This window comes from Halobacillus litoralis (assembly GCF_020171725.1).
Taxonomy (GTDB): Bacteria; Bacillota; Bacilli; order Bacillales; family Halobacillaceae; genus Halobacillus; species Halobacillus litoralis_F.
Genome location: NZ_JAIVAJ010000003.1, coordinates 212,332 through 237,691 on the forward strand (window position 1 = coordinate 212,332; position 25,360 = coordinate 237,691).

The following is a 25,360-nucleotide window of genomic DNA, read 5'->3' on the forward strand; positions in this document are numbered from 1 at the left end:
AAGGGGGCTTGTCTGATGAAACCTCTTCTGAAAAAAGCATTGATCATCATGATGGGGAGTACGTTGATTTCGCTTGGGATCAACTTTTTTCTTATACCTGATCACGTGCTGGACGGCGGAATGATTGGGGTTGGCCTGATTGCGAATTATGTGTGGGGGGCGAAGGTCGGGCTGACGATCATTCTGTGCAGCATTCCGATTTTTTTCGTGGCGTGGTTCCGGTATCGGCTCTATTTCTACAACAGTCTTCATGGACTTCTTATCTCTTCTTTCTTCATCGATGTCTTCCACGTGCTTCGCCCTTATCACCTGCCGCTCGACCCTGCGATGAGCTCGGTGGCGGGTGGGATGTTCGTTGGCGGAGGCATCGGACTGATGCTTCGCAACGACACGAGCACAGGCGGGACGGATCTCTTGGCACAGATGATCGCCGATCTGTCCAAGCTGAACGTCGGCTTCGTCATCTTCCTGATTGATGCGCTGATCATCGCTGTCAGTGGGTATCTTTTTTCCACTCAGACACTGCTTCTATCAACGATCGCGATTTTGAGTGTGGCGCTTGTGACAATGGTGACGACCTCTAGGACGTCGACATCGTGAGGTGGGGAAGTTTTTTGGCGTCTTTGGGTGTAGACAGCTCGGAGTGTTGATGAAAAAGAAATAAACGACGTTTTGAGACTGGGACGAGCTCGAAACGTCGATAAAATGGATATAATCGACGTTTTGGGAGTGAGGAAGGCAAGAAACGTCGATAAAACGGAAATAAACGACGTTTTGGAAGTGTAGGCGATAAGAAACGTCGATAAAAGAGATATAATCGACATTTCGAGAGTTGAGACAGCTTCAAACGTCGATAAAAAGAGATGACCGCCTTTTCGCGACAGGGATCGTTTGAACTATCGATAAAAACCCTATTCACAGAAGAAAAAATTTCCTTTTTCATGGTAAACTGAAAAGGGGAGGTCATCCGATGACATTGTTGACGACACAAAAGATAGAAGAACAAGAATTGATTCAAACCGCACTTCAAAACGAAGGTATCAAGGCTGATCAAGTGAAGCCGCTCGGCGAAGGGGCTTGGCATAAGGCTTATTTAATTGAAAAGGAACAGCTCGTCCTTCGCATTCCGAAGGCGATCGCCTATGACAAAAAGGTAGACTTCGATGAGCGAGAACTGCGGGCCGAGTATGAGGGGACGGAGGTCTTTTATGACCAGGCGAACCGTGCTAAGCCGGGTATCTGCCCAGGCTTTTTTCGCTATTCGGTCACACCCGAATTAACGTACACGATTGAATCCTTTATGGGAACGACGGTCGGTCTGGCCGGTCAAAGTCTTGAGGAAGCCAGGCAGTTTGGGCGCGAGCTCGGAGAGTGTTACCGCGGACTCGAGCAACTGGATACTTCTCTAAAAGGCATTGGCTATTTGCAATATGACGAAGGTTTGCGCGGCTCCTATGAGATGGACGCTCAGGAATTTCTGACACAGGAAACCGAGGAATACAGAGAGGAACTACATACGCTTTTCCAAAATCCCGCGATCAGAGCACAAGGCGAGGAGCTTTTAGCGACCCGCTCCATAGAGAACGAGACGATTATCCTGACCAACCAGGACACATCGCCCGAGAACATCCTTTTTACAAAAAAAGGACCGAAGATGATCGATCCGTTTCCGCTGCTTGCGACGGGGACATCTCTTGCGGCGAACCACGTCTTCAACTATACCGAGCTGTTTCCGAAGTTCTCGAACACCGAGCGCTACCGGAAAGGGAACTACTATATTCATGCGGCGAAGCTCCGAGCGAATGCGGAGGGCTTTGCGGAAGCATATGTCGATGGTTCTTTTGTGAAAAAAGAAGCGCTGCGTGTCGAAGTGTTCATCAAACTTTTGACGATGGCACACGATCATCACCAACTGCTTCAAGGTTCGATGGAGCGTGAGGACGTGATCCGGTTTGGTGCGCGGGACCAGATTGAGGCTCGGTTGGCGTACTTTCTGGAGAAGGTGAAGGAGGGCTTGAGGTGCTGATTTCATACTTTTTCATCCCACTACTGGTATCGCTAGGAGTCATCATGTATTTTTCAAAAGCTTATAAAGATAAGGAGAAAAAAGATGAAGGGTTTGCTTATAACTATTTCCACCTGAGCTACCGGCGGAAATTCATCCGTACGCTGACGAGCTCATGGATGGGCGTTCTGGCGGTTGTGATCATCTTTATCTTCTCGCCTTTTTCGACTGCGGTAAATGTGGGAATTGGAGTATTTATTGCGATTACTTTTGTAGCGCAGGGAATCTATAATTATTACATGTGGAAGAAGGAAGAGGAGTGACTTAGAAGGGGGGAGGGGCGGAGTTCGTGTTTCTTAGTTAGGAAGCAGCGAATTCCGTCTTCCTGTTCTTTATCGACGTTTCAAGGAATTGAGTCGCCTGAAACGTCGATAAAAAGGAAATAAACGACGTTTCGAGCGTGAGGTCGGGATGGAACGTCGATAACCCCACACCCTCTCCGCCAGCATTCCTCATTAGAACTAGTTAAGATTTTGTTCTTAAATAACGTGAGCGATTATGTAATGATTTTTTTCGCTATTAATGCTCCTATTAAAGAAAAAAACAAAGCAATAATCGGGAGGACTAATAGTGAACCAACATGGTTAGATACAATATATCCAACGGGTCCGTAAGTGAAAACGACGAAAATTGCTACATAAATAGCTTGTTTGGTATTCAACTTTAACAATATAATTCCACCTTTCTATGGTCGCGGTATTAAGCCGCACGCCTCCTATACATCAACCCCACAAATAACTTCCCCCAGTAATAAACAACAGACCCGCGAACCTTCGATCACCCGCTCGGCTTCGCTCTTTCAACCTGAACATTCAAACAACCCCAGACTATTCCAATTTTCACACTTTTCCATCCTATCACAGAACCGTTTTTTTCACGCTCAGCCATTATTACTCCACCTAAAAGTTTGCTATAATGAGTGAATGGATAACGGGAATGGGAGGACAATCATGAAGCAGTACAGCCACTGGGATCACGTTTTTAAATTGGATCCTGAAAAGCCGATTTCAGATGAATCCCTGAAAAGAATCTGCCGCTCCGGAACCGATGCGATTATCGTCGGTGGGACGGATGGGGTGACGTTTGAGAATGTGTCGGATTTGATCGATCGGATCAGACCGTACGAGCTTCCGTGTGCGCTTGAGGTATCGGACCTTGAAGCGGTGGTGCCGGAGTTCGATACGTATTTGATTCCGATGGTGCTGAACAGTCAGGACAAGCATTGGCTCTTTGACGTCCAGCATCAGGCCATCAAGGAGTATGGCGATATCATCGATTGGTCACAGACGCTGGCGGAAGGCTACTGTGTTCTCAACCCGGACGCGAAAGTTTTTCAAAAAGCGAATTGCACAGTGCCACAGGCAGAGGATGTCGTGGCCTACGCGAAAATGGCGGAACATCTGCTGAAACTCCCGTTTTTCTATGTGGAGTACAGTGGCATGTACGGCGACCCGGACCTTGTCCGCCAGGTGGCCGCCGAGCTGAACGAGACGCGCCTCATCTACGGAGGCGGCATCCAAAACGCCGCTCAGGCCGAAGAGATGAGCGCGCTCGCCGATACGATTGTTGTAGGAAATGTCATTTATGAAAATATAGAAGCTGCACTCGAAACCGTGCCCGCAGCAAAACGAAAGAAAGAGGATGGTGTACGATGACCCAAGCAATGAACGCCTTGATCGAAGGCTTGAACACGGAACAGAAGAGCGCCGTCACCCATACAGAAGGCCCTCTCTTAATCATGGCCGGAGCGGGAAGTGGGAAGACCCGCGTCCTCACGCACCGGATTGCCTACCTGCTCAGTGAAAAAGAAGTCGGACCACGCAACGTGCTCGCGATCACCTTTACCAACAAAGCAGCCCGCGAAATGAAAGAGCGTGTCGAATCCCTCGTCGGAAATGACGCAGAGAAGATCTGGATGTCCACCTTCCACTCGATGTGTGTCCGCATCCTTCGCCGCGACATCGACCGCATCGGTTATGACCGCAACTTCTCCATTCTCGACTCGAGCGACCAGCTCACCGTCATCAAGCAGGTGCTGAAAGAGCTCAACCTCGACCCGAAGAAATGGGACCCGCGCGCAATGCTCGGTGCAATCAGCAATGCGAAGAACGAACTGATGACCGCCAAGGATTTTGAAAAAAAAGCAGCGAATATGCACGATGAACAGGTAGCCCAGATTTACAAGGGTTATCAGAAGCGACTGCGTAAGAACCAATCGCTCGATTTCGATGACCTGATCATGCAGACGCTCGCGCTGTTCGACCAGGTGCCAGAGGTGCTTGAATCGTATCAGCGACGCTTCCAATATATCCACGTCGACGAGTACCAGGATACAAACCATGCGCAGTACCAGCTCGTCAAATATTTAGCGGACCGTTACCAGAACCTATGCGTCGTCGGGGACTCCGACCAGTCGATCTACGCCTGGCGCGGAGCGGATATTCAGAACATCTTGAACTTCGAGAGCGATTATCCGAACGCGAAGACGATTCTGCTTGAGCAGAACTACCGCTCGACCGAGCTGATTTTGAGCGCAGCGAACAACGTCATCGACAACAACGGTGGTCGTAAGCCGAAGCGCCTTTGGACAGACAACGCTGGTGGAGAGAAGATTCAGTATCACAAAGCCGGCACAGAGCGCGACGAAAGCCTTTTTGTAACGGATAAAATTGAAGACCTGATCCGCCAAGGGAAGTACAGGTATCAGGACGTTGCCATTCTATACCGTACGAACGCCCAGTCCCGTACGATCGAGGAAACGTTCGTCAAAGCGGGCATCCCGTATCAGATGATCGGTGGCACGAAGTTCTACGACCGTAAAGAGATCAAGGACCTGCTTGCCTACCTTCGCTTGATTGCGAACCCGAACGACGACCTCAGTTTCCAGCGTGTCGTCAACGAACCGAAGCGCGGCGTCGGAAAAACGAGTATGGACAAGATGCAGGCGTATGCAACCGATCACGATATTTCGTTGTATGAAGCGGCGGCGGAAGTCGATTTTGTCGGCGTCAGTGCCAAAGCGGCGAAATCGATCATCTCATTCCGCAAGATGATCCAGACGTGGGCGGAACAGCAGGAGTTCCTTTCTGCGACAGATATGGTACAGGAAGTCATCGATAAGACAGGTTACGAGGAGATGCTTCTGAACGAGAAGAGCATCGAAGCCGAGAGCCGCCTTGAGAACATCGAAGAATTCAAGTCTGTTACGAAGAACTTCGAGGAGAACGCAGAAGACAAGACGCTTGTCGCGTTCCTGACAGACCTTGCGCTTATTGCGGATATCGATTCGATGAACGACGATCCGGATAGCGACGACTCGGTGACGCTGATGACGCTTCACTCAGCGAAGGGGCTCGAATTCCCTGTCGTCTTCCTGATCGGAATGGAAGAAAGCATCTTCCCGCACAGCCGTGCTTTGATGGATGATGACCAGATGGAGGAAGAACGCCGCCTTGCCTACGTTGGAATTACACGTGCTGAGCGCGAGCTGTTCATTTCTCACGCGAAGATGCGCACACTATACGGAAGAACGAATATGAACCCGATCAGCCGTTTCATCCAGGAGATTCCGGATGAGTTGGTCGAAGGCAAGGAAGAGCCGCAGGACCTGCCGTTCTTCAACCAGACGAAAGACATCGGCCAACCGATGAAGAAGGAAGCGCCGAAGCCGAAGAAGCGCGCAGCGAAGAAGCCGGATACGACCGGCGCCGAGAAGAATACGTGGCAGCCTGGTGACAAAGCGTCTCACAAGAAGTGGGGAGAAGGTACGGTTGTCAGAGTGCAGGGCGAAGGAGATTCGATGGAACTCGATATCGCATTCCCGGCCCCGACCGGCATCAAGCGCCTGCTAGCACGCTTTGCTCCGATTACGAAAGTGTAAGGAAGTGGAATGATGAACGCAGCAGAAAAAATCGAAGCGCTCCGCGAAGAGCTGAACCGATACAACTACGAATACCACACGCTTGATGAACCGAGCGTATCCGACTATGAATACGACATGAAAATGCGCGAACTGATCGACCTTGAGGAGGCGAATCCGGAACTGCAAGCACCGGATTCCCCGTCCCAGCGTGTCGGTGGAGCTCCGCTTGAAGGCTTCCAGAAAGTCCAACACGACATTCCGATGCTCTCGCTCGGCAACGCCTTCGATGAGCAGGAGCTGCGCGACTTCGACCGCCGCGTCCGTGGAGGCGTCGACGACGAAGACGTCAGTTACGTGTGTGAATTGAAGATTGATGGACTTGCTGTTTCATTGAAGTATGAAGACGGCTTGTTCGTCCGTGGTGCGACTCGTGGAGACGGTACGACAGGTGAGGACATTACGACCAACCTGCGTACGATCCGCAGCATCCCGCTCCGCCTCAACAAACCGGAAACGATCGAAGTCCGCGGGGAAGCGTTTATGCCGAAGAAGTCATTCGTTGCTCTGAACGAAGCCCGCGAAGCGAAGGAAGAAGAGCCGTTTGCGAACCCGCGTAACGCAGCGGCTGGTTCGCTCCGCCAACTCGATCCGAAAATCGCCGCCAAGCGTAACCTCGACATTTTTCTATATGCCGTGGGGCAGTGGGAGAATGACCCGACGGATTCGCACAGTGAGCGTCTTGAACAGATTCAAGAGCTCGGCTTGAAGACGAATCCGGAGTGGAAGCGGTGCAAGGACATCGATGAAGTGATTGAGTACGTGAGCGGCTGGGTCGAGCGTCGTCCGGATTTGGATTACGAGATCGACGGTATTGTCATCAAAGTCGATCGCACCGACCAGCAGGAAACGCTCGGCTTCACGGCGAAGAGCCCGCGCTGGGCGACCGCCTACAAGTTCCCGGCGGAAGAAGTCGTAACGAAGCTCCAGGACATCGAGCTCAGTGTCGGCCGCACAGGCGTCGTCACCCCGACTGCGATTTTAGAACCGGTCAAAGTGGCGGGAACGACCGTCGGACGCGCGTCGCTTCACAACGAAGACTTGATCCGTGAACGTGACATCCGCATCGGCGATACCGTCGTCATCAAGAAAGCAGGTGACATCATCCCGGAAGTCGTCCGCGTACTAGAAGACCAGCGTTCCGGTGAGGAAGAGCCGTATCATATGCCGGAAGTTTGTCCAGAGTGCGAGAGCAAGCTCGTCCGTTTAGAGGAGGAAGTCGCGCTCCGCTGCATCAATCCGAACTGCCCAGCTCAGCTGCGCGAAGGGTTGATCCACTTCGTATCGCGAAATGCGATGGACATCGAAGGCCTCGGAGAAAAGGTGATCGCTCAACTTTTCCAAGAAGAATTGATCCATAACATCGCCGACCTGTACAAGCTCGAGCGCGAGGAGCTGCTTGAGCTCGATCGTATGGGGGAAAAATCGGTGCAGAACCTGTTGAACGCGATTGAAGCGTCGAAGGAGAATTCACTCGAGCGACTGCTGTTCGGTCTCGGCGTGCGCTACGTCGGAACGAAGGCGGCGAGTACGCTTGCTCAACACTTCGAAGAAATCGATGCGCTCGTAGAAGCCGACGCCGAAACGCTTGAAAGCATTCCGGAAATCGGGGAGAAGATGGCCGATTCTATCGCCCGCTACTTCGATAAGCCGCAGGTCGTCGAGCTGATCGCCGAGCTGAAGGAACTTGGCCTCAACATGACGTACAAAGGCGCGAAGACGAGCGAAGGACCAGCAGACTCACCGTTCAAAGACAAGACGATTGTTCTGACAGGTAAAATGGAGAACTTCACACGCGGCGGCGCGAAGAAGATCGTCCAGGACCTCGGAGGTAATGTCACAGGGAGCGTCAGCAAGAAAACCGACCTGCTCATTGCGGGTGCGGATGCCGGCTCGAAATATACGAAAGCACAGGATTTAGGGATTGAGATTTGGGATGAAGAGCAGTTCAAGCAGGCTCTGCCCGAATAATGAGGAGTGAAACCATGAGGAAGATGCACGCCGTTTTGCTGAGTTCTTTGTTGTTTGTGAGTGCGTGTACCCCGGTTTTTGATAATCGTGATGAAGTCATTCAAGAAACGACAGACGAAACGACCAACCAGAGCGCCATCGTGCCGAACTACAGCATGAGCGAAGAGAATTACCGGATGATTCTCAAAGAAGGCAGCTCGAAAGTATCGACCGCCCGTACTGTCACGACGAACCAGATGGGGAACCGCCTCGACATCGCCGAATTCGAGAGCGGACTGCGCCGTCATTCGAAGGAATACTTCGACCCGGAAGACTACTACTTCCAGCCCGGACAGTTCTTGGACAGCGACACGCTGCTCGAATGGCTCTCCCGTGCTTCGGACGGCAACGAAGAGGGATTGAACCCTGAACTGAATGAAGACGAAGCGACTGAAGAACAGTTCCGTGAGAACCCGAAATACATCTCGAACATTATCGAGCAGAACTACTTAGTGAAGAAGGAAGACAATGTCGTCGAAGTGCAAGGTGTCACCATCGGCATCTCACTTCGAAGCGTCTACAACTTCACCGCACAAGGCCGGAGCTACGAAGAGACGCACACATCCGCCGAGCTTCTGGAAAAAGGAAAGCAGTACGCAAACACGATCCTGCAGCGGCTTCGTGAGAATGAAACGTTAACAGACGTCCCGGTCGTCTTCGCCCTCTACGAAGAGGAAGTCGCAAGCTCGAAAGTGCCAGGCAACTTCTTGAGTAAGACCTACGTCAAAGGCTCGGACATGTCCGTCAACAACTGGGAAGACGTGAACGAAAACCACGTTCTCTTCCCGTCCAGCGAAGCTAGCCAGAACTACTTCGATGATTCCCAAATCTTCTCCGATTTCAGGACCGAAGTCTCGAGCTATTTCCCGAACTTCGTCGGTATGATCGCAGAAGGCTTTTACATCGATGACGAAATGCAGAGCGTCAGCGTCAACATCCCGATCCAGTTCCACTCGGAATCGGAAGTCGTCGGCTTCACGCAGTATGTGTACAGTCTTGTGATGGAAATGTTCCCAGAGCACTATGATGTGGAAGTGAACATTTATTCGATGGACCAGCAGGAGAGTTTGATTGTGCGTGAGGCTGGAGAAGAAGAGCCTTATGTTCATATATACAAGTAATCATTGAAACCCTCGCCAATATGGCGGGGGTTTTCTTATTGAGGAGAAGGTTCTGTGAAAAGTGTGAGGGCAGTGGGGTGGAAAACGACTCGCTTTCCGCGGCCCAACAGGACGTTGGGTCGTTCGACGTTGCCACAGGACGTGGCGGTTTTAGTTCGAACATCCTTGTTCATTTTTGAACTCAGGCTAAAGCCTGAGTGGATCTCGCCGTGGTCCGTTTAATCCCGCAGGAGTCTCCCCGTTTTCCACCCCACTGCGCTACATTAGTAGTTACAGAACCTCTCAGCTATGGGGGAGATGGTCGTTGAATCAATGAATTTATTCCGCTCCGCAGAGTATTACTCCCGGACTTAAATGTGGTATAAGTCATCCTTTTCTCCAAAACCTTTGCTGAAATAAGCAGAACCTCTCAATCAGACGCTGGGGGAGAGGGTTTCCTTATGCTGCATCGGGAGCGCAACCCTCCTATAGATGTGAGATCAGGGAGGGGGCGAAAGTCGGCACACGCCCATGGAAAGTGAATTTTGAATGGAGGAAATAAGCTATAAGACTACTGAGGGATCAAATCCAAAATTCGACATCAATCTCCAAAACTGAGGAAAAGCGAGCAATGGACCGGTATGGTGGGCTGTATGAGTGAGAGAGGGCTAGAGTGGTGTATATCGGTTGAAGGTCGGTGTGGGGTGCGTTACACTAATTATTGGAAACGCTTAACGTTTTAATTTTCTAACAATTAATTCAGGAGGTTTTAGAACATGGTGGTACCCTATAAGCATGAACCTTTTACAGATTTCAGCGTGGAAGAGAATAAGAAGGCGATGGAAGAGGCGCTTAAGCAGGTGGAGGCGGATTTAGGAAAAGATTATCCGTTGATCATCGGCGGGGAGAGGATCATGACGGATGACAAGATCGAGGTTGTGAATCCGGCGAACAAAAAAGAAGTGATAGGCCGTGTATCGAAGGCGAATCAGGATTTGGCGGAGAAGGCGCACAAGATTGCGGACGAGACATTTGACTGGTGGCGCACGACGGAGGCTTCGTTCCGGGCGGATATTTTGTTCCGTGCAGCGGCGATTGTCAGGCGTCGGAAGCATGAGTTCACGGCACACTTGATCAAGGAAGGCGGCAAGCCGTGGAAAGAGGCGGATGCGGATACGGCAGAGGCGATCGACTTCATGGAATTCTACGGTCGTCAGATGCTGAAGATCGATGAGGGTGTGGAGATCAATTCCCGTCCGATCGAGAATAACCGGTTCCACTACATTCCGCTTGGTGTCGGCGTCGTCATCTCGCCTTGGAACTTCCTGTTTGCAATCATGTGTGGGACAACCGTTGCTTCGATGGTATCGGGGAATACCGTGCTCTTGAAGCCGGCGAGCTCCACGCCTGTCATTGCGTACAAGATGATGGAGGTGCTGGAGGAAGCGGGCATGCCGGACGGTGTCATCAACTATGTGCCGGGAAGCGGAAAAGAAGTGGGCGACTACCTCGTCGATCACCCGCGCACTCGTTTCATCAGCTTCACAGGGTCTCGTGAAGTCGGGACACGTATTTTCGAACGGGCAGCAAAAGTGCACGAAGGTCAGAAGTGGCTTAAGCGAACCATCATCGAAATGGGCGGAAAGGATACGATCGTCGTCGATAAGGACTCCGACCTTGAGCTTGCAGCCGATGCGATTACCTATTCCGCATTCGGTTTCTCCGGGCAGAAATGCTCCGCCTGCTCCCGCGTCGTGGCGCACGAAGATGTGTATGACCAGCTCCTTGAGCGTGTTGTGCAGAAGACGAAGGAAGAGGTCAACCACGGCGATCCGACCGACAACAGCAACTATATGGGACCTGTCATCGACCAGGGCGCCTATGACAAAATCATGGATTACATCCGCATCGGAAAAGACGAAGGCCGTTTGATGGCTGGAGGAAACGGGGACGACAGCAAAGGCTGGTTCGTCGAGCCGACCGTCTTCGCGGATCTCGCTCCCGATGCTCGAATCATGCAGGAAGAAATCTTCGGTCCTGTCGTCGGATTCACGAAAGTGAAGAACTTCGACGAAGCCATCCGAATCGCCAACAACACCGACTACGGCCTGACCGGAGCCGTGATCACGAATAACCGCTCCCATATCGAAAAAGCTCGTCAGGACTTCCACGTCGGAAACCTGTACTTCAACCGTGGTTGTACAGCTGCAATCGTCGGGTACCACCCGTTCGGCGGATTCAACATGTCCGGCACCGACTCGAAAGCCGGAGGACCGGACTACTTGATTCACCACATGCAAGGAAAAACGACTTCTGAAATGTTGTAACCGTCACTTGTGAGAAGACTTCCCTTTCTTACATCAAGAAAGGGAAGTCTTTTTCTTTAAAAAAGGTCGAGAGAATACCCGTCACGACACTTTTGAAGCAGAGCAGACCTGGGATCGGTAGAGAGGCTCTCTCTCGACGGTTTTGAATCAGAAACCATTCAGAAACGGCCGTGAGCATTGTCATCACAACCTTTTTCAAGGGAAATCGAGACCACTCCAAAGCGGAAGAACGTCCATCTTCAGAACAAATTTCGACATTTAGCAAAAAACAGGGTTAATTTTATCGGAAAAGAGGAATATTAAGAGGGCTGAAAGTACATGGATTTATCCAGTTTCTGGGTAGAGTAAATAAACTTTTCAAAAAAATTTCATGAATGTTTATAGTGTTTTTCCGCTATATGTGAATATTTATAACAGTTTGACTTATAAATATTCAATATACAAAAAGTAACACAATTTTTGAAATGTTCTCACAAAAATAGTATGATATAGTTGTACCTGTGTTTGGCTTTTTCGACTTCAGTCATACTTTGTTCACAGGTCGGAACAAATGCATACAACTGCATACTACGAAATAGAGGAGGTGTCTACGTGTTAGAACTAGCAACTGCAGCATCATTTTCGATTTCGGGAGCTACGTGGTTTTGGTTGTTTGTCCCGATGCCTATTTTAATCATTCTATCTATTATCACACTATTCACTGAAAGGAGCGAATAACAAAACATGAGTACTGCTACGTTAATAACGTTTATAGTTTATCTAGTTGGTATGCTTGGAATTGGATTTGCTGCATACCGTTTAACAAGTGATTTATCTGACTATGTATTAGGTGGCCGTCGATTAGGGCCAGGAGTTGCCGCATTATCTGCCGGTGCATCCGACATGAGTGGTTGGTTGCTATTAGGACTACCAGGTGCAATTTATGCCGGGGGACTATCCGGAGCTTGGATTGGTGTAGGACTTGCCATTGGTGCTTATCTGAACTGGCAATTTGTAGCACGTCGTCTTCGTGTATTCACAGAAATCGCGAATGACTCGATCACTGTGCCAGACTATCTTGAGAACCGCTTCCGTGATCACTCCCACGTACTACGTGTTATCTCTGCATTTGTAATCCTATTATTCTTCACCTTCTATACATCATCCGGTATGGTTGCCGGAGCGAAATTGTTCGAGTCTTCATTCGAACTTAGTTACACACAAGCGCTATGGCTTGGTGCGGTTGTAACGATTTCATACACATTCCTAGGAGGATTCCTAGCGGTAAGTTGGACTGACTTCGTACAAGGTATCTTGATGTTCTTCGCCTTGATCGCTGTACCGATCGTTGCGGTATCTGAACTTGGCGGATGGAGCTCAGCTGTAGATGCTGTCGGTCAAATCGATCCAACATACTTGAACATGGTACAAGGGGTAGGAGCACTATCAATTATATCCTCCCTTGCATGGGGACTTGGTTACTTCGGTCAACCACACATCCTTGTACGTTTCATGGCACTACGTTCACCTAAAGACGTTCCGAAAGCACGCTTCATCGGAATCGGCTGGATGGTTCTTGGTCTTTACGGTGCTATTTTCACAGGTCTATTCGGACTTGCTTACATCAGCACGCAAGATGTCAACATGCTTGGAAGCTTCAACGCTGAAATCATGACAAATGAAGCAGGCATCCAAATGCTTGCCGACTCAGAGAAGATCTTCATTACCTTCTCTCAAATTCTGTTCCACCCAGTAATCGCGGGTATCCTGCTTGCAGCGATCCTTTCTGCGATTATGAGTACGATTGACTCTCAGTTGCTTGTATCTTCTTCTGCCCTTGCAGAGGACTTCTACAAAGCAATCTTCCGTAAGAACGCTTCTGAGCGCGAGCTTGTATGGGTAGGTCGTGTAGCCGTTGCCGGTATCGCCTTGATCGCCGTGCTTCTAGCTGGTAACCCAGACAGCACCGTACTTGGACTTGTATCTTACGCTTGGGCAGGATTCGGTGCCGCATTCGGACCGGTTATCATCTTGTCCCTATTCTGGAAAGGCATCACACGTAACGGTGCCCTTGCCGGAATCATCGTCGGTGCTGTAACCGTCGTTGTATGGGGTGACTTCCTATCAGGTGGTATCTTCGACCTTTACGAAATGGTACCAGGCTTCATCCTAGCAACCATTGCAGTATTCGCAGTATCTGCTTCAGGTACTCCACCGAAGGATCTTGTAGAAGACTTCGAAAAAGTAAAATCAATGTAAGATCACTGATCAAAGAATCTCCGGTCCGCCGGGGATTCTTTTTTTTGAAAAAAGAGAAGCAGACGGCCACGTGCTCTGCAGGAGGAGTGATTCTGGAGCGTGTTCCTGATGGAGAGAATGGCGTGCCACATTATGAGCGCGACTTTCCGGTTCGGGCGCGACTTTCCGGGTTCGGGCGCGACTTTCAGGAATTGAGCGCGACTTTCGGGAATCGGGCGCGGCTTTCGGAAATCGAGCGCGACTTTTCGCCATTCGAGCGCGATTTTCACATTTCGAGCGCGATAACCTCTCCCATCCCCCAAACACCCGCAAATTCCACGACAACACGCCACTCCCCATAAGACATCCCGACCCAAACTGTGTTAAAATAACAAGGGTGAACAACGACCGACATTGAAATTGCATTCAGACTTTTGGTATGATCATATATTATGTGAGATCGAAATGGAGGCCTTTAAGCATGTCTAGAATTAGCAAAGAAGAAGTGAAGCACGTCGCGAACTTAGCGCGCCTTGCAATCACGGAGGAAGAAGCCGTTACATTCGCTGGTCAACTTGATGACATCATCACGTATGCCGAGCAGTTGAATGAACTTGATACAACAGGCGTCAAGCCGACGACCCACGTACTCGACCTGAAGAACGTGATGCGTAAAGACGAACCGAAGAAATGGATCGAGAAAGAAGACGCCCTGAAGAACGCACCAGACCACCAAGACGGACAATACAAAGTCCCATCGGTATTGGAATAGGAGGTTACACGATGAGCTTATTTGAACATTCTTTACGTGAGCTTCAAGAGAAGCTACATACAAAGGAAATCACCGTTACTGAACTCGTTGAAGAGTCGTACAAACGCATCAACGAAGTCGACGATGAAGTACAAGCCTTCATCACCCTGAACGAAGAGCAGGCGAAAGCGAAAGCCAAGGAACTCGACGAGAATCCGGACGCAGACGCGAAGCTGTTCGGACTTCCGATCGGCGTGAAGGACAACATCATGACTAAAGGACTCCGCACGACAGCCGGAAGCCAATTTTTGAAAAACTTCGAGGACCCGCTATATGATGCGACCGTCGCTCAGAAGTTGAACGACGCGAAGTCGATCACCATCGGGAAGTTGAACATGGACGAATTCGCCATGGGCTCCTCGAATGAGAACTCCAGCTACGCTTCTGCCCGCAACCCGTGGAACACTGATTACGTTCCTGGTGGATCCAGTGGTGGTTCCGCTGCCGCTGTTGCAGCAGGCGAAGTGCCGTATTCCCTTGGTTCTGATACAGGTGGATCGATCCGTCAGCCAGCGGCATACTGTGGCGTTGTCGGCCTGAAGCCGACATACGGCCGTGTATCCCGTTTCGGTCTGATCGCTTTCGCATCTTCTCTTGACCAAATCGGCCCGATCACCAATACGGTAGAGGACAACGCCTTTTTACTAGAGACGATTGCCGGCTACGACAAGATGGATTCGACTTCAGCGAACGTTGAAGTACCGAAATACACAGACGCGCTCACAAACGACGTCAAGAACCTGAAGATCGCCGTACCGAAAGAATACTTGGGCGAAGGGGTGAACCCTGAAGTCAAAGAAGCGGTACAAGCAGCGCTTAAGAAGTACGAAGAGCTCGGCGCAACGTGGGAAGAGGTTTCCCTTCCACACTCTAAGTACGCCTTGTCTGCGTATTACCTTCTTTCTTCATCAGAAGCATCTGCCAACCTTGCTCGTTTCGACGGCGTGCGTTACGGCAAGCGTGCGGATGATGTCGAGTCGATGCTTGAAATGTACAAGCGTTCCCGCGCAGAAGGCTTCGGTGACGAAGTGAAGCGCCGTATCATGCTTGGAACATTCGCGCTCAGCTCAGGCTACTATGATGCGTACTACAAGAAAGCCCAGCAAGTACGTACATTGATCAAGAACGATTTTGAAAAAGTGTTCGAGGAGTACGACGTCATCGTTGGCCCGACGACTCCGACACCTGCCTTCAAAGTCGGCGACAAGACAGACGATCCAATGACAATGTACCGAAATGACATCCTGACGATCCCAGTCAACCTGGCGGGCGTACCGGGAATCTCCATTCCATGCGGATTCTCAGAAGACGGACTGCCAATCGGACTGCAGATCATCGGAAAACACTTTGACGAATCAACCGTGTACCGTGCGGCTCATGCCTACGAACAAGCGACTGATTTCCATAAACAACGCCCGTCCCTTGGAGGTGCGAACGCATAATGAACTTTGAAACGATTATCGGACTTGAAGTCCACGTTGAACTGAAAACCGACTCGAAAATCTTCAGCCCGTCTCCGAACATGTTCGGGGATGAGCCGAATACGAACGTGAACCCGATCGACCTCGGGTACCCGGGTGTCCTGCCTGTCTTGAACGAAGAGGCCGTCAACTTCGCGATGAAAGCCGCAATGGCCCTGAACTGTGACATCGCGACGGATACGAAGTTCGACCGTAAGAACTACTTCTATCCAGACAACCCGAAAGCATACCAGATCTCTCAATTCGATCAGCCGATCGGCGAGAACGGCTACATCGACATCGAAGTCGACGGCGTGAAGAAGCGCATCGGAATCACACGTCTACACATGGAGGAAGACGCTGGGAAGCTGACACACTCAGATGACGGCTATTCCCTAGTCGACTTCAACCGTCAAGGTACACCACTTGTCGAGATCGTATCAGAGCCTGATATCCGCACGCCGAAAGAAGCGTACGCGTATCTTGAAGCGCTGAAGAACATCATCCAATACACAGGCGTATCGGATTGTAAGATGGAGGAAGGTTCTCTTCGTTGTGATGCGAACATTTCCCTTCGCCCGATCGGACAAGAGGAATTCGGTACGAAAGCGGAACTTAAGAACTTGAACTCATTCTCTTTTGTACAAAAAGGACTGGAGTTCGAAGAGAAGCGCCAGCAGAAGGAACTGCTTCAAGGTGGCGAAATCCTTCAGGAAACACGTCGTTATGACGAGCAGACGAAGGAAACGATCCTGATGCGTGTCAAAGAAGGATCCGACGACTACCGTTACTTCCCAGAGCCGGATCTCGTTCCTCTTCACATCGACGAAGCGTGGAAAGAGCGCATCCGTCAGGAGATCCCTGAGCTTCCGGACGCGCGTAAGAAGCGCTACATCGAAGAACTGGAACTTCCTGAGTACGACGCGATGGTTCTGACCAACAACAAAGAGCTGTCCGACTTCTTCGAGGAGACGATTGCGGCAGGCGGCGACATCAAGCAGGCGTCCAACTGGTTGATGGGTGAAGTATCTGCGTACATGAACAAGCACTATAAAGAGCTTCACGAGCTTGAGCTGACACCAGCATCGCTTGCTAAAATGATCAAGCTGATTGAAGACGGCACGATCTCCTCCAAGATCGCGAAGAAAGTCTTCAGTGAGCTTGTTGAAAACGGCGGCGACCCTGAGAAAATCGTCAAAGACAAAGGCCTGGTCCAAATCTCTGACGAAGGTCAGCTGACTGAGATCATTACAACGATTCTCGACAACAACCAGCAGTCCATCGAAGATTACAAGAACGGTAAAGACAAAGCGCTCGGCTTCCTAGTCGGCCAAGTGATGAAAGAAACCAAAGGTCAGGCGAACCCTCCAATGGTAAACAAGATCATCCTTGCTGAAATGGACAAGCGCTAAAATAGAGAACGACTTTTTCCTGAAAACACGCCCCTTTCCGCTATAAAGGGCGTGTTTTCTAATGATGATAAAGAGGGAATAGAGTGGTAGAACACGCCACGTATGGAAACGATAAACTGACATATAATGTAGTAATAGTGTTCGAATCCGTTATATAATGGAAACTAGAACCACGCCTGGATGAGGGGGTCAAACCTATGCAAACTGCCCGGATTATTTATAACCCGACCTCTGGCAGAGAAGTCATAAGAAAAGTATTACCCGATATATTGCAACGCTTTGAACAAAGCGGCTACGAAACGTCCGCCCACGCGACGACATGCGCAGGGGACGCCATCGAAGCCGCCCAGTACGCTGTCGAACGCAAATTCGACGTCGTCGTCGCTGCCGGGGGAGACGGCACAATCAACGAAGTCATCAACGGCCTCGCTGAACACCAGCACAAGCCGAAAGTCGGCATCATTCCAGTCGGCACAACCAACGACTTCGCCCGTGCCCTCTGCATCCCGAGGAATATCCATAAAGCCGTAGACGTCATCCTGGAGGGCTTCACCCAGCCTCTAGATATCGGACGTGTCAACGAGCATTACTTTATGAATATTGCCGGCGGAGGGAAAATCACTGAGATTTCCTACGAAGTCCCAAGCAAGCTGAAGACGATGCTCGGCCAGCTCGCCTACTACTTGAAAGGCATCGAGCTTCTTCCGCAGATCAGACCGACCCGCGTCGAGATCGAATACGACGGAAAGTGGTTCGAAGGCGAGATTATGCTCTTCCTCGTCTCGAATACGAACTCGGTCGGCGGACTCGAGAAGCTTGCGCCCGCAGCACGTATGGATGATGGACTATTCGACTTGATGATCATTGAGAAAATGAACATCGCGGAATTCGTTCGTTTAGCGACGCTTGCCGCGCAAGGCAACCACTTGGATCACCCGAAATTCAAGCATCTGACGGCGAGCCGTGTGAAGGTGAAGACGGATGAGAAGATGCAGTTGAATGTGGACGGGGAATTTGGTGGATTATTGCCCGGGGAATTTGTCAATTTATACCGTCATTTGGACTTTTTCCTGCCGGAGGATAAGTTTGAGGACGGGAAATGTAAGCAATAACGAAAAGCGCTGCTTGAAGTAGCGCTTTTTGCTTTGGAATGGGCTGTTCCGTTCTTTTTGATGAGAGGGAAGGGGGAGGGATAACGACTCGCTTTCCGTGGGCGTGTGCCGAGCTTCCTCGCTCGCTTCGCTCTCTGCGGGATCTCGCCTAGCCCGTTCATCCCACAGGAGTCTCGCCGTTATCCCTCCCCCTTCTGCCGAGTTGGTGGAACGGAACACTCCTTTTTTTGTGGGACATAGGGCGCTATCTCAAGCGGGTGGGGACTAGTGCAATAGGTTCTTACTCCATCTGCTTACTGACTGAATATATTCTAATGCTACTCTTCCTCCCACGTGAGGAAGGTTATGAAATGAAGGAACGGACTCTCGCCTGAGGTGTGCTGAGGCATGTGGGGTGGGGGTTGTGATAGAATAGAGGACAACTACGTAACAAAGGACGGATGAATGATGGCGAAAAGGAAGCCACCTGTACAGAAGAATGAGACGGTGACGCTTAGTTTTGAGGATTTGACGCATGAGGGGAACGGGGTTGGTAAGGTTGATGGATACCCGTTGTTCGTGCCTTATGGTCTGCCTGGTGAGGAGGCGGATGTGAAGGTTGTGAAGGTGAAGAAGAACTTCGGCTTCGGGAAGCTCCTGAACGTGAAAGAGGAGAGTGACGACCGCGTCGAGCCTCCTTGTGACGTTTTCTATCAATGCGGCGGCTGTCAGCTTCAGCATATGAGCTACCAGATGCAGCTTGATATGAAGCAGAAGCAAGTGAAAGACAACATGAAGAAGATCGGTCACCTCGAGCACGTGCCCGTCCACCCGACGGTCGGCATGGATGACCCGTGGCGTTACCGCAACAAAGTCCAGATCCCTGTCGGTCAAAAGGAAGACGGGGAACTGATGACAGGCTTTTATCAGAAGCGGAGCCACAACATCATCGACATGGATACGTGTCTGATCCAGGATGAGATGAACGATCGGATGGTCGAAAGCGTCCGCCGTATCGCTTCGAAGCTTGGCATATCAGCCTATGACGAAGAGACGCATCGCGGAACGCTGCGCCATATCATGGTCCGCACAGGACAGAACACGAAAGATATTATGGTCGTTATTGTTACAAAAACGAAGAAGCTCCCACACCAGGACAAGCTGATCGACGAAATCCGTGACGCCTTCCCGAATGTGAAGTCGATCGTCCATAACGTCAACAACGCCAAGACGAACGTCATATTAGGAAAACAGACGAATGTGATTTTCGGCGACGAATACATCTACGACACAATCGGCGACATCAAATTCATGATCTCCCCGCTGTCGTTCTACCAGGTCAACCCGACCCAGACGAAAGCCCTTTACGATCAGGCGCTCGAGTACGCGGATCTAAGAGGCGGCGAAACCGTCATCGACGCTTACTGCGGCATCGGAACAATCTCTCTTTTCCTAGCCCAGAAGGCGAAGAAAGTGTACGGCGTTGAGATCGTACCGGAAGCCGTAACGGACGCGAAGAAAAACGCCCGCCTGAACAACATGGACAACGCTGAGTTCTACGTCGGACAAGCCGAAGAACTGATGCCATGGTGGCGTAACCAAGGCCTGCGCCCAGACGTCATCGTAGTGGACCCACCGCGTAAGGGCTGTGACGAGGAACTGTTGAAAGCGATGCTTGATATGGAGCCGGAGCGGATTGTGTATGTATCCTGTAACCCTTCTACGCTGGCGCGTGATCTGCGTTTGCTTGAGGACGGGGGATATGAGACGAAAGAGGTTCAGCCTGTTGATATGTTCCCACAGACTTCTCATGTTGAGTGTGTCACTTGGCTGGAGAAAAAGGAAAAATAACTCTCAATTGATATTTATAGAGGAGGTATTGTAATGGAAGCGAACAGAAAGTGGTTAGCCATACCTGAAGAATTCAGGAAGAAACTGATTGCAAACGTTAATTGCATGAACTGCGGAGATGTCGTTACCATTACAGACTTCATCATCGTTGACCACCCAGCAGGTGTGATGCTGGATGGGAAATGCAAGAACTGTGGAAATAAGGTCGTCAGAGTAGTGGAGGAATAATAAGGAAAAGCAGGGGGCAACCTCCTGCTTTTTTTATGCTTTTATAGAGGATTAACAGTCGTTGCGCCATTTACTTAGTGACGGTTCTTGCGTTTGCTAAACGATCACAAACATCAGAACTGCACCCGCGTTACTAGGTTGTTGGACTAATGAAGTTGAAAAGAACAGTTAAACGTAAGCTATTCAACCTGTGACCGTGGTTCCAGACCGTGGAATGAACAGTGGCTTTTCTTTGGATTGTTCGTGTTACTACTAGAATATGTTTATCAAAATTTGCTGCTAAAAAAACTCTTGTAAATTATGTTGTTGCATGGTATGGTATTCACAACAACATTTTGAACAAACAAAACAAATAACAAAACAAATAACAAAACAAACAAATTTTAAAAGGCGCTTTTTTAGAAATTAAAGGAGGCAACAAAAATGGCTAAAACAATTAATACTGAGTTAAAAAGAATGGTAGAGGAAGGATTGAAACTTAAAACAAGCGTGAATATTGATTACAAATTAACCGACAACACTACAGTGATTCAATTAACAAAAGAACAGGCAACTGAATTAGCACATCAACTTCTAACCTTTAGTAGAGTTATTGAAAAAGATCGTATTGCTCTTACGATTATGGATAATAGACCTAACAGTATGTCTGTTACCAGTTATTAATTTTAAATTTAAAGGGGCTACTTTTAAGTAGCCTATATCATTTAAGGAGGCAATTAATACTATGACAAAATTCAGTTCAAACGCTGAAGAAATTAAGCATTTTACAAAAGAGCTTTTAGCTGACGGTCAGGAATATACAAGGTCGGAAATTATTGAGTATGTAATTCAACAGTCAGGCCGCAATGATTTTACAGAAGGAAATTATTCAGGGAGTTTAAATGATTTAGTACGTAGAAATCAAATTATGATTGTCAAAAGAGGTATTTATCGCTTAGTAGAAGATACTCCATCGACTACTATGGAATCGCAGACTTTAGGAGAAGAACCAAAAACACTTGATAAACAATGTGCTAATACCTTAAATGACACAATTGTGGAATTACAGAAAATAGCAAATGGAGTTGATGTGCTGACAATCAGTAATGAAGAACAACAAACTATCGAAAAGATTAAAAAGGTAATAACTAATTTAAAAGTGGATATAAAGTTATTTGAAGAAGATGCTCCTGAAGAGGAATAGCATTAATCCATAGGGACGGTTCCTGCGTTTGCTAAACGATCAAAAACATCAGAACCGTCCTCGCATTATTTATTGACCTGAATAAGTGCCTGTCCCTCCACTGTTTGTCAAAACAAGGGAAGTGACAGGCATTTTTTTATGAAATCAGACAAAAAACTTCAAACCACCCATTGAATTTTAATGCATAAACATGTATTATTATCACTCTAAAGCCGATTAATCAGCGTGAAAAACTAATTTATATACAGCATTATTCATGGGAGGAGATTGGTTATGAATTATGGCAATTCAAAAGTAATCGATGAAGTACAAGATAAGAGCACGTTTACGTTTGGTCAGTTAATGAAGTTTATTGTACCGTCTTTATTTGGGGTTTTACTTTTCCTTGTACCGATATCTGTTGATGGGAAGGTTACGATTGGACTTGGGGTGTTAGCTGAGGGGCTTCAAGGGGCGATTTCAGCTTATATTCCGGCTTTCATGACGAGTGTGCTGGGCTTATCAGCCATTGGTAGTCTCGTTATGAAAGGCATTAAGTCTGATAGAATAAAAGGGAACGCTGTTCTATCGAATTTATTCGATGTCGGCGTCTTTTGGATTGTATTGCGTTGCATTGGTGCATTGTTTGCGCTATTCACGCTGATGGGCATCGGGCCGTCGTTCATATCGTCAGACCTTACGGGTGGCGTAGTACTATTTGATTTGATCCCTGTATTAATGGTCTGGTTCTTATTTGCTAGTTTGTTCATGCCTTTATTACTCGAGTTTGGATTGATGGACTTTATCGGGACGGTCGTTCGTAAAGTGATGCATCCTTTATTCAAACTTCCGGGGCGTTCTTCGATTGATGCGATGGCATCGTGGATGGGAAGTGGGACGGTCGGCGTTCTACTGACGACCCAGCAATATGAGGCAGGTTATTATTCGAAGCGTGAATCGGCTATTGTGGCAACGAACTTTTCGATTGCATCGATTGCGTTCAGCCTGGTCATTGCCAAGTTCTTATCGATTGATCATATGTTCGTCCAGTTTTATTTCAGCGTTGTAGTCTGCGGAATCGTAGCTGCGGTGATCTGTCCGCGTATCCCGCCGCTTTCCAAGAAAACCAATACCTATTATGAACCAGTTGGGAAGCAAATTGATGAAGAAGTGCCGTCTGGCGTATCAAGCTTCAGATGGGGTGTTGAAAAAGCGGTCGAGAAAGCAGACAGTGTCAAAAGTGCTCGGAGTGTGGTTCAGAAGGGGCTTTATAGCGTCGCAGATATCTGGGTAGGATTACTTCCTCTTGTCATGGCGCTTGGAACAATGGCCTTGATCATTGCGGAATTCACACCGATCTTCACGTTTCTTTCTTATCCATTTATTCCGTTATTAAATCTTCTTCAGATTCCAGAAGCGTCGGCTGCAGCACCAGCTATGCTGGTAGGATTTGCGGATATGTTCCTTCCTGCTGTCGTCGGAAGTGGCATCGAATCCGAGTTGACGCGTTTCGTCATCGGCGTAATGTCGCTGACTCAATTAATTTACATGTCCGAAATCGGCGTATTGCTGATTAAATCAAAGATTCCGATTACCCTACTTGAATTATTCGTGATCTTTTTACAACGTACGCTCGTAACGTTACCTGTAGCAGCGTTACTTGCACATCTATTATTCTTTTAAACTAGTCAATGGAGGGTTTCAACATGGCGAAAGAATGGAGTCATCTTATAGATAAAATGTCGCAGCGGTTAGCACCAAGCATGGCGAAAGACCACCCGAATCTACCGGTCGAAAAAGAGGAAGGTTGTTACTACTATGGAGTGGACGGGAAAACGTATTTAGATTTCACTTCTGGTATTGCGACGACCAATGTGGGACACCGTCATCCGAAAGTGGTCCAAGCCATTAAAGATGGAGCGGATTCCCTGGCACATGGTCCATCAGGCGTGATCATGTATGAATCGATCTTGGAGCTCGCGGACCGTTTAGCGGAAAAACTCCCTGGCGATCTAGATTGCTTCTTTTTCGGAAACAGTGGAGCTGAAGCGGTGGAAGGGGCCATCAAGCTAGCGAAGCACGTGACGCAACGACCTTATATCGTTTCATTTATCGGAGGGTTCCACGGACGTTCGATGGGAGCGCTCAGTGTGACAAGTTCCAAGAGTAAGTATCGCCAGTTCTTGCAGCCTACTGGTTCGTATCAAGTTCCTTTTGCACAAGAAGATGAGTGTCCTCCGGGCATGGATTCAGAGGAGTACGTCGTGGCGGAGTTAGAAAAAGACTTCAAGCGTCTCTTCAATCATCAGGTAACGCCTGAAGAGGTAGCGGCTGTTATTGTCGAGCCTGTATTAGGAGAAGGCGGCTATGTCGTGCCACCGAAGAAATGGTTGGAAAAGGTTCGTGAGCTATGCGACCGCCATAATATTTTACTTATTTTTGATGAGGTCCAGACAGGGTTTGGCCGTACAGGGGAATGGTTTGCTTCACAGACGTTCGGCGTAACTCCTGACATCATGGCGATTGCCAAGGGGATTGCGAACGGAATGCCCCTCAGTGCGACCGTCGCTCCACAAGCTTTAATGAAACAATGGCCTTTGGGAAGCCACGCCACAACGTTCGGCGGGAACCCGATCGCCTGCTCAGCAGCACTTGCTGTTTTAGATGTGATCGAAGAAGAGAACCTGCTTGAGAATGCGAAGGCTCAAGGAGCGTATGCTACAGAAAGATTGCATCAACTCCAAGAAAAACATGAATCCATTGGCCGTGTGAGATCAGTCGGATTGATGATCGGGATTGAAATCGTGGACCCGGTCACAGGGGAACCGAATAGTGACGGTCTGTTTAAGATCCTGGATAAAGCACTGGAAAATGGCGTTCTATTTTACTTTGGTGGAAACCAAACGGAAATCATCCGTATGATCCCACCATTAACGGTGACGCAGGAACAGATTGAAGAAGGACTACAAATGCTGGACAAAGCGCTGACGGAATACGAGCAGGAGATCAGTGTCGGGTCTTAGGGGAAGCTTTTTTCTCTTAGAAACAGCATCAAGGATTGGAGTTTTTGAGAGATAAAGCCCAACTCTAGAAACATCTTTACCACGTAAACTTTGTAACGGTGTTCGTCCATAAACGCAAAGGTTTCTTCGTTTTTTTTGCGAAGATACCAATAACTGTTTTAAGGTTGGATTTACTTTTCTTTTCTTCTAGGTGTTGCTCTAATGGAGAAAAAATCATTCTACCTATATTTTGCGTAAGTCGAAAGATGTCATTTCCGGTCACATTAAACAGGCATAATTTTATAAATGAAGAGTCACTCCTTATGAGTTGTAGTCTGTATTACTTTCATCATAAGTCGAGGGGCTCTTTTTTATTTATTAGCACTTTTAAAATATTACTTATATAAAACTATTGTTAATTCACACCAAGTTCCTATAGTGAATTAACATAGAAGGGAAATATAGCAAATAATTATGTTAAAATATACCTTAACTAATAATTATAAAGTAGTAGGAGGCGTATATAGAGGCATGAGTGAATATGAAAATTATGCAACTGAACAAAACAATTGCAGAGATACAGCAGAAAATAATACTGATAGTGAAGTAAGTGACTTTTCATATATTAATTCTTTGGGTGAGGTAGGAAAAGGACAAGAGATTGGTGGACTTCATAAAGTTGTTGAACAAATGGGTGGAACAAAT

20 protein-coding genes are annotated in these 25,360 nt (G+C 48.6%); 19 read left to right on the plus strand and 1 reads right to left on the minus strand.

What is annotated here, in order from left to right; all coding sequences use genetic code 11:
* Positions 1-15 precede the first annotated feature (15 nt).
* The 8 genes from LCM20_RS08475 to pruA all read left to right on the plus strand — a co-directional run bounded on the left by LCM20_RS08475 (position 16) and on the right by pruA (position 11,421).
* Positions 16-600 (plus strand): YitT family protein, encoded by a 585-nt coding sequence (locus tag LCM20_RS08475; protein ID WP_225195008.1) that lies wholly within the window; start codon positions 16-18, stop codon positions 598-600.
* A gap of 370 nt (positions 601-970) precedes the next feature.
* Positions 971-2,026, plus strand: coding sequence for a hypothetical protein (locus tag LCM20_RS08480; RefSeq protein WP_225195009.1), 1,056 nt, complete (start codon positions 971-973; stop codon positions 2,024-2,026).
* Positions 2,020-2,328, plus strand: coding sequence for an ATPase (locus LCM20_RS08485; RefSeq protein ID WP_225195010.1), 309 nt, complete (start codon positions 2,020-2,022; stop codon positions 2,326-2,328). The genes LCM20_RS08480 and LCM20_RS08485 overlap by 7 nt, the downstream gene beginning before the upstream one ends.
* Before the next feature lie 687 nt (positions 2,329-3,015).
* Entirely contained in the window at positions 3,016-3,720 is a 705-nt protein-coding gene (locus LCM20_RS08490) for a heptaprenylglyceryl phosphate synthase (protein ID WP_225195011.1), read from the plus strand.
* The gene (gene pcrA, locus LCM20_RS08495; protein WP_225195012.1) at positions 3,717-5,945 is read left to right on the plus strand and encodes a DNA helicase PcrA; all 2,229 of its coding nucleotides are present in this window, start codon (positions 3,717-3,719) and stop codon (positions 5,943-5,945) included. The genes LCM20_RS08490 and pcrA overlap by 4 nt, the downstream gene beginning before the upstream one ends.
* Positions 5,946-5,957: 12 nt before the next feature.
* The gene (ligA, locus tag LCM20_RS08500; RefSeq protein WP_225195013.1) at positions 5,958-7,955 is read left to right on the plus strand and encodes an NAD-dependent DNA ligase LigA; all 1,998 of its coding nucleotides are present in this window, start codon (positions 5,958-5,960) and stop codon (positions 7,953-7,955) included.
* Positions 7,956-7,969: 14 nt separating this feature from the next.
* Positions 7,970-9,115: a CamS family sex pheromone protein gene (locus LCM20_RS08505; RefSeq protein WP_225195014.1), complete on the plus strand. Its 1,146-nt coding sequence runs from the start codon at positions 7,970-7,972 to the stop codon at positions 9,113-9,115.
* 755 nt (positions 9,116-9,870) lie between these two features.
* On the plus strand, positions 9,871-11,421 hold the full coding sequence (pruA, locus tag LCM20_RS08510) for an L-glutamate gamma-semialdehyde dehydrogenase (RefSeq protein ID WP_225195015.1): 1,551 nt from the start codon (positions 9,871-9,873) through the stop codon (positions 11,419-11,421).
* Positions 11,422-11,449: 28 nt separating this feature from the next.
* On the opposite strand, the gene LCM20_RS08515 is transcribed toward pruA, so the two are convergent.
* A complete protein-coding gene (locus LCM20_RS08515; protein WP_225195016.1) occupies positions 11,450-11,605 on the minus strand; it encodes a hypothetical protein in 156 nt (51 codons plus the stop codon).
* Between the two features lie 539 nt (positions 11,606-12,144).
* Here LCM20_RS08515 and putP point away from each other — a divergent pair.
* From putP to LCM20_RS08570, 11 genes are all read left to right on the plus strand, one after another.
* Positions 12,145-13,659 carry a sodium/proline symporter PutP gene (putP, locus tag LCM20_RS08520; RefSeq protein ID WP_225195017.1) on the plus strand — a complete coding sequence of 505 codons (1,515 nt, stop codon included), beginning with the start codon at positions 12,145-12,147 and terminating at the stop codon, positions 13,657-13,659.
* A 460-nt stretch (positions 13,660-14,119) separates the two neighbouring features.
* On the plus strand, positions 14,120-14,410 hold the full coding sequence (gene gatC / locus LCM20_RS08525) for an Asp-tRNA(Asn)/Glu-tRNA(Gln) amidotransferase subunit GatC (RefSeq protein ID WP_225195018.1): 291 nt from the start codon (positions 14,120-14,122) through the stop codon (positions 14,408-14,410).
* A gap of 11 nt (positions 14,411-14,421) precedes the next feature.
* A complete protein-coding gene (gene gatA, locus LCM20_RS08530; RefSeq protein WP_225195019.1) occupies positions 14,422-15,891 on the plus strand; it encodes an Asp-tRNA(Asn)/Glu-tRNA(Gln) amidotransferase subunit GatA in 1,470 nt (489 codons plus the stop codon).
* Positions 15,891-17,321, plus strand: coding sequence for an Asp-tRNA(Asn)/Glu-tRNA(Gln) amidotransferase subunit GatB (gene gatB, locus LCM20_RS08535; RefSeq protein WP_225195020.1), 1,431 nt, complete (start codon positions 15,891-15,893; stop codon positions 17,319-17,321). Before gatA ends, gatB begins: the two co-directional genes overlap by 1 nt.
* A gap of 197 nt (positions 17,322-17,518) precedes the next feature.
* A complete protein-coding gene (locus tag LCM20_RS08540) occupies positions 17,519-18,433 on the plus strand; it encodes a diacylglycerol kinase (protein ID WP_225195021.1) in 915 nt (304 codons plus the stop codon).
* A gap of 447 nt (positions 18,434-18,880) precedes the next feature.
* Entirely contained in the window at positions 18,881-20,263 is a 1,383-nt protein-coding gene (gene rlmD / locus LCM20_RS08545; RefSeq protein ID WP_225195022.1) for a 23S rRNA (uracil(1939)-C(5))-methyltransferase RlmD, read from the plus strand.
* Between the two features lie 33 nt (positions 20,264-20,296).
* On the plus strand, positions 20,297-20,491 hold the full coding sequence (locus tag LCM20_RS08550) for a hypothetical protein (RefSeq protein ID WP_225195023.1): 195 nt from the start codon (positions 20,297-20,299) through the stop codon (positions 20,489-20,491).
* 423 nt (positions 20,492-20,914) lie between these two features.
* The gene (locus LCM20_RS08555) at positions 20,915-21,154 is read left to right on the plus strand and encodes a hypothetical protein (protein WP_225195024.1); all 240 of its coding nucleotides are present in this window, start codon (positions 20,915-20,917) and stop codon (positions 21,152-21,154) included.
* A 61-nt stretch (positions 21,155-21,215) separates the two neighbouring features.
* Positions 21,216-21,674 (plus strand): hypothetical protein, encoded by a 459-nt coding sequence (locus LCM20_RS08560; RefSeq protein ID WP_225195025.1) that lies wholly within the window; start codon positions 21,216-21,218, stop codon positions 21,672-21,674.
* 273 nt (positions 21,675-21,947) lie between these two features.
* Positions 21,948-23,336 carry a YjiH family protein gene (locus LCM20_RS08565; RefSeq protein WP_225195026.1) on the plus strand — a complete coding sequence of 463 codons (1,389 nt, stop codon included), beginning with the start codon at positions 21,948-21,950 and terminating at the stop codon, positions 23,334-23,336.
* A 23-nt stretch (positions 23,337-23,359) separates the two neighbouring features.
* Positions 23,360-24,676 (plus strand): aspartate aminotransferase family protein, encoded by a 1,317-nt coding sequence (locus LCM20_RS08570; RefSeq protein WP_225195027.1) that lies wholly within the window; start codon positions 23,360-23,362, stop codon positions 24,674-24,676.
* The last annotated feature ends 684 nt before the right edge of the window (positions 24,677-25,360 follow it).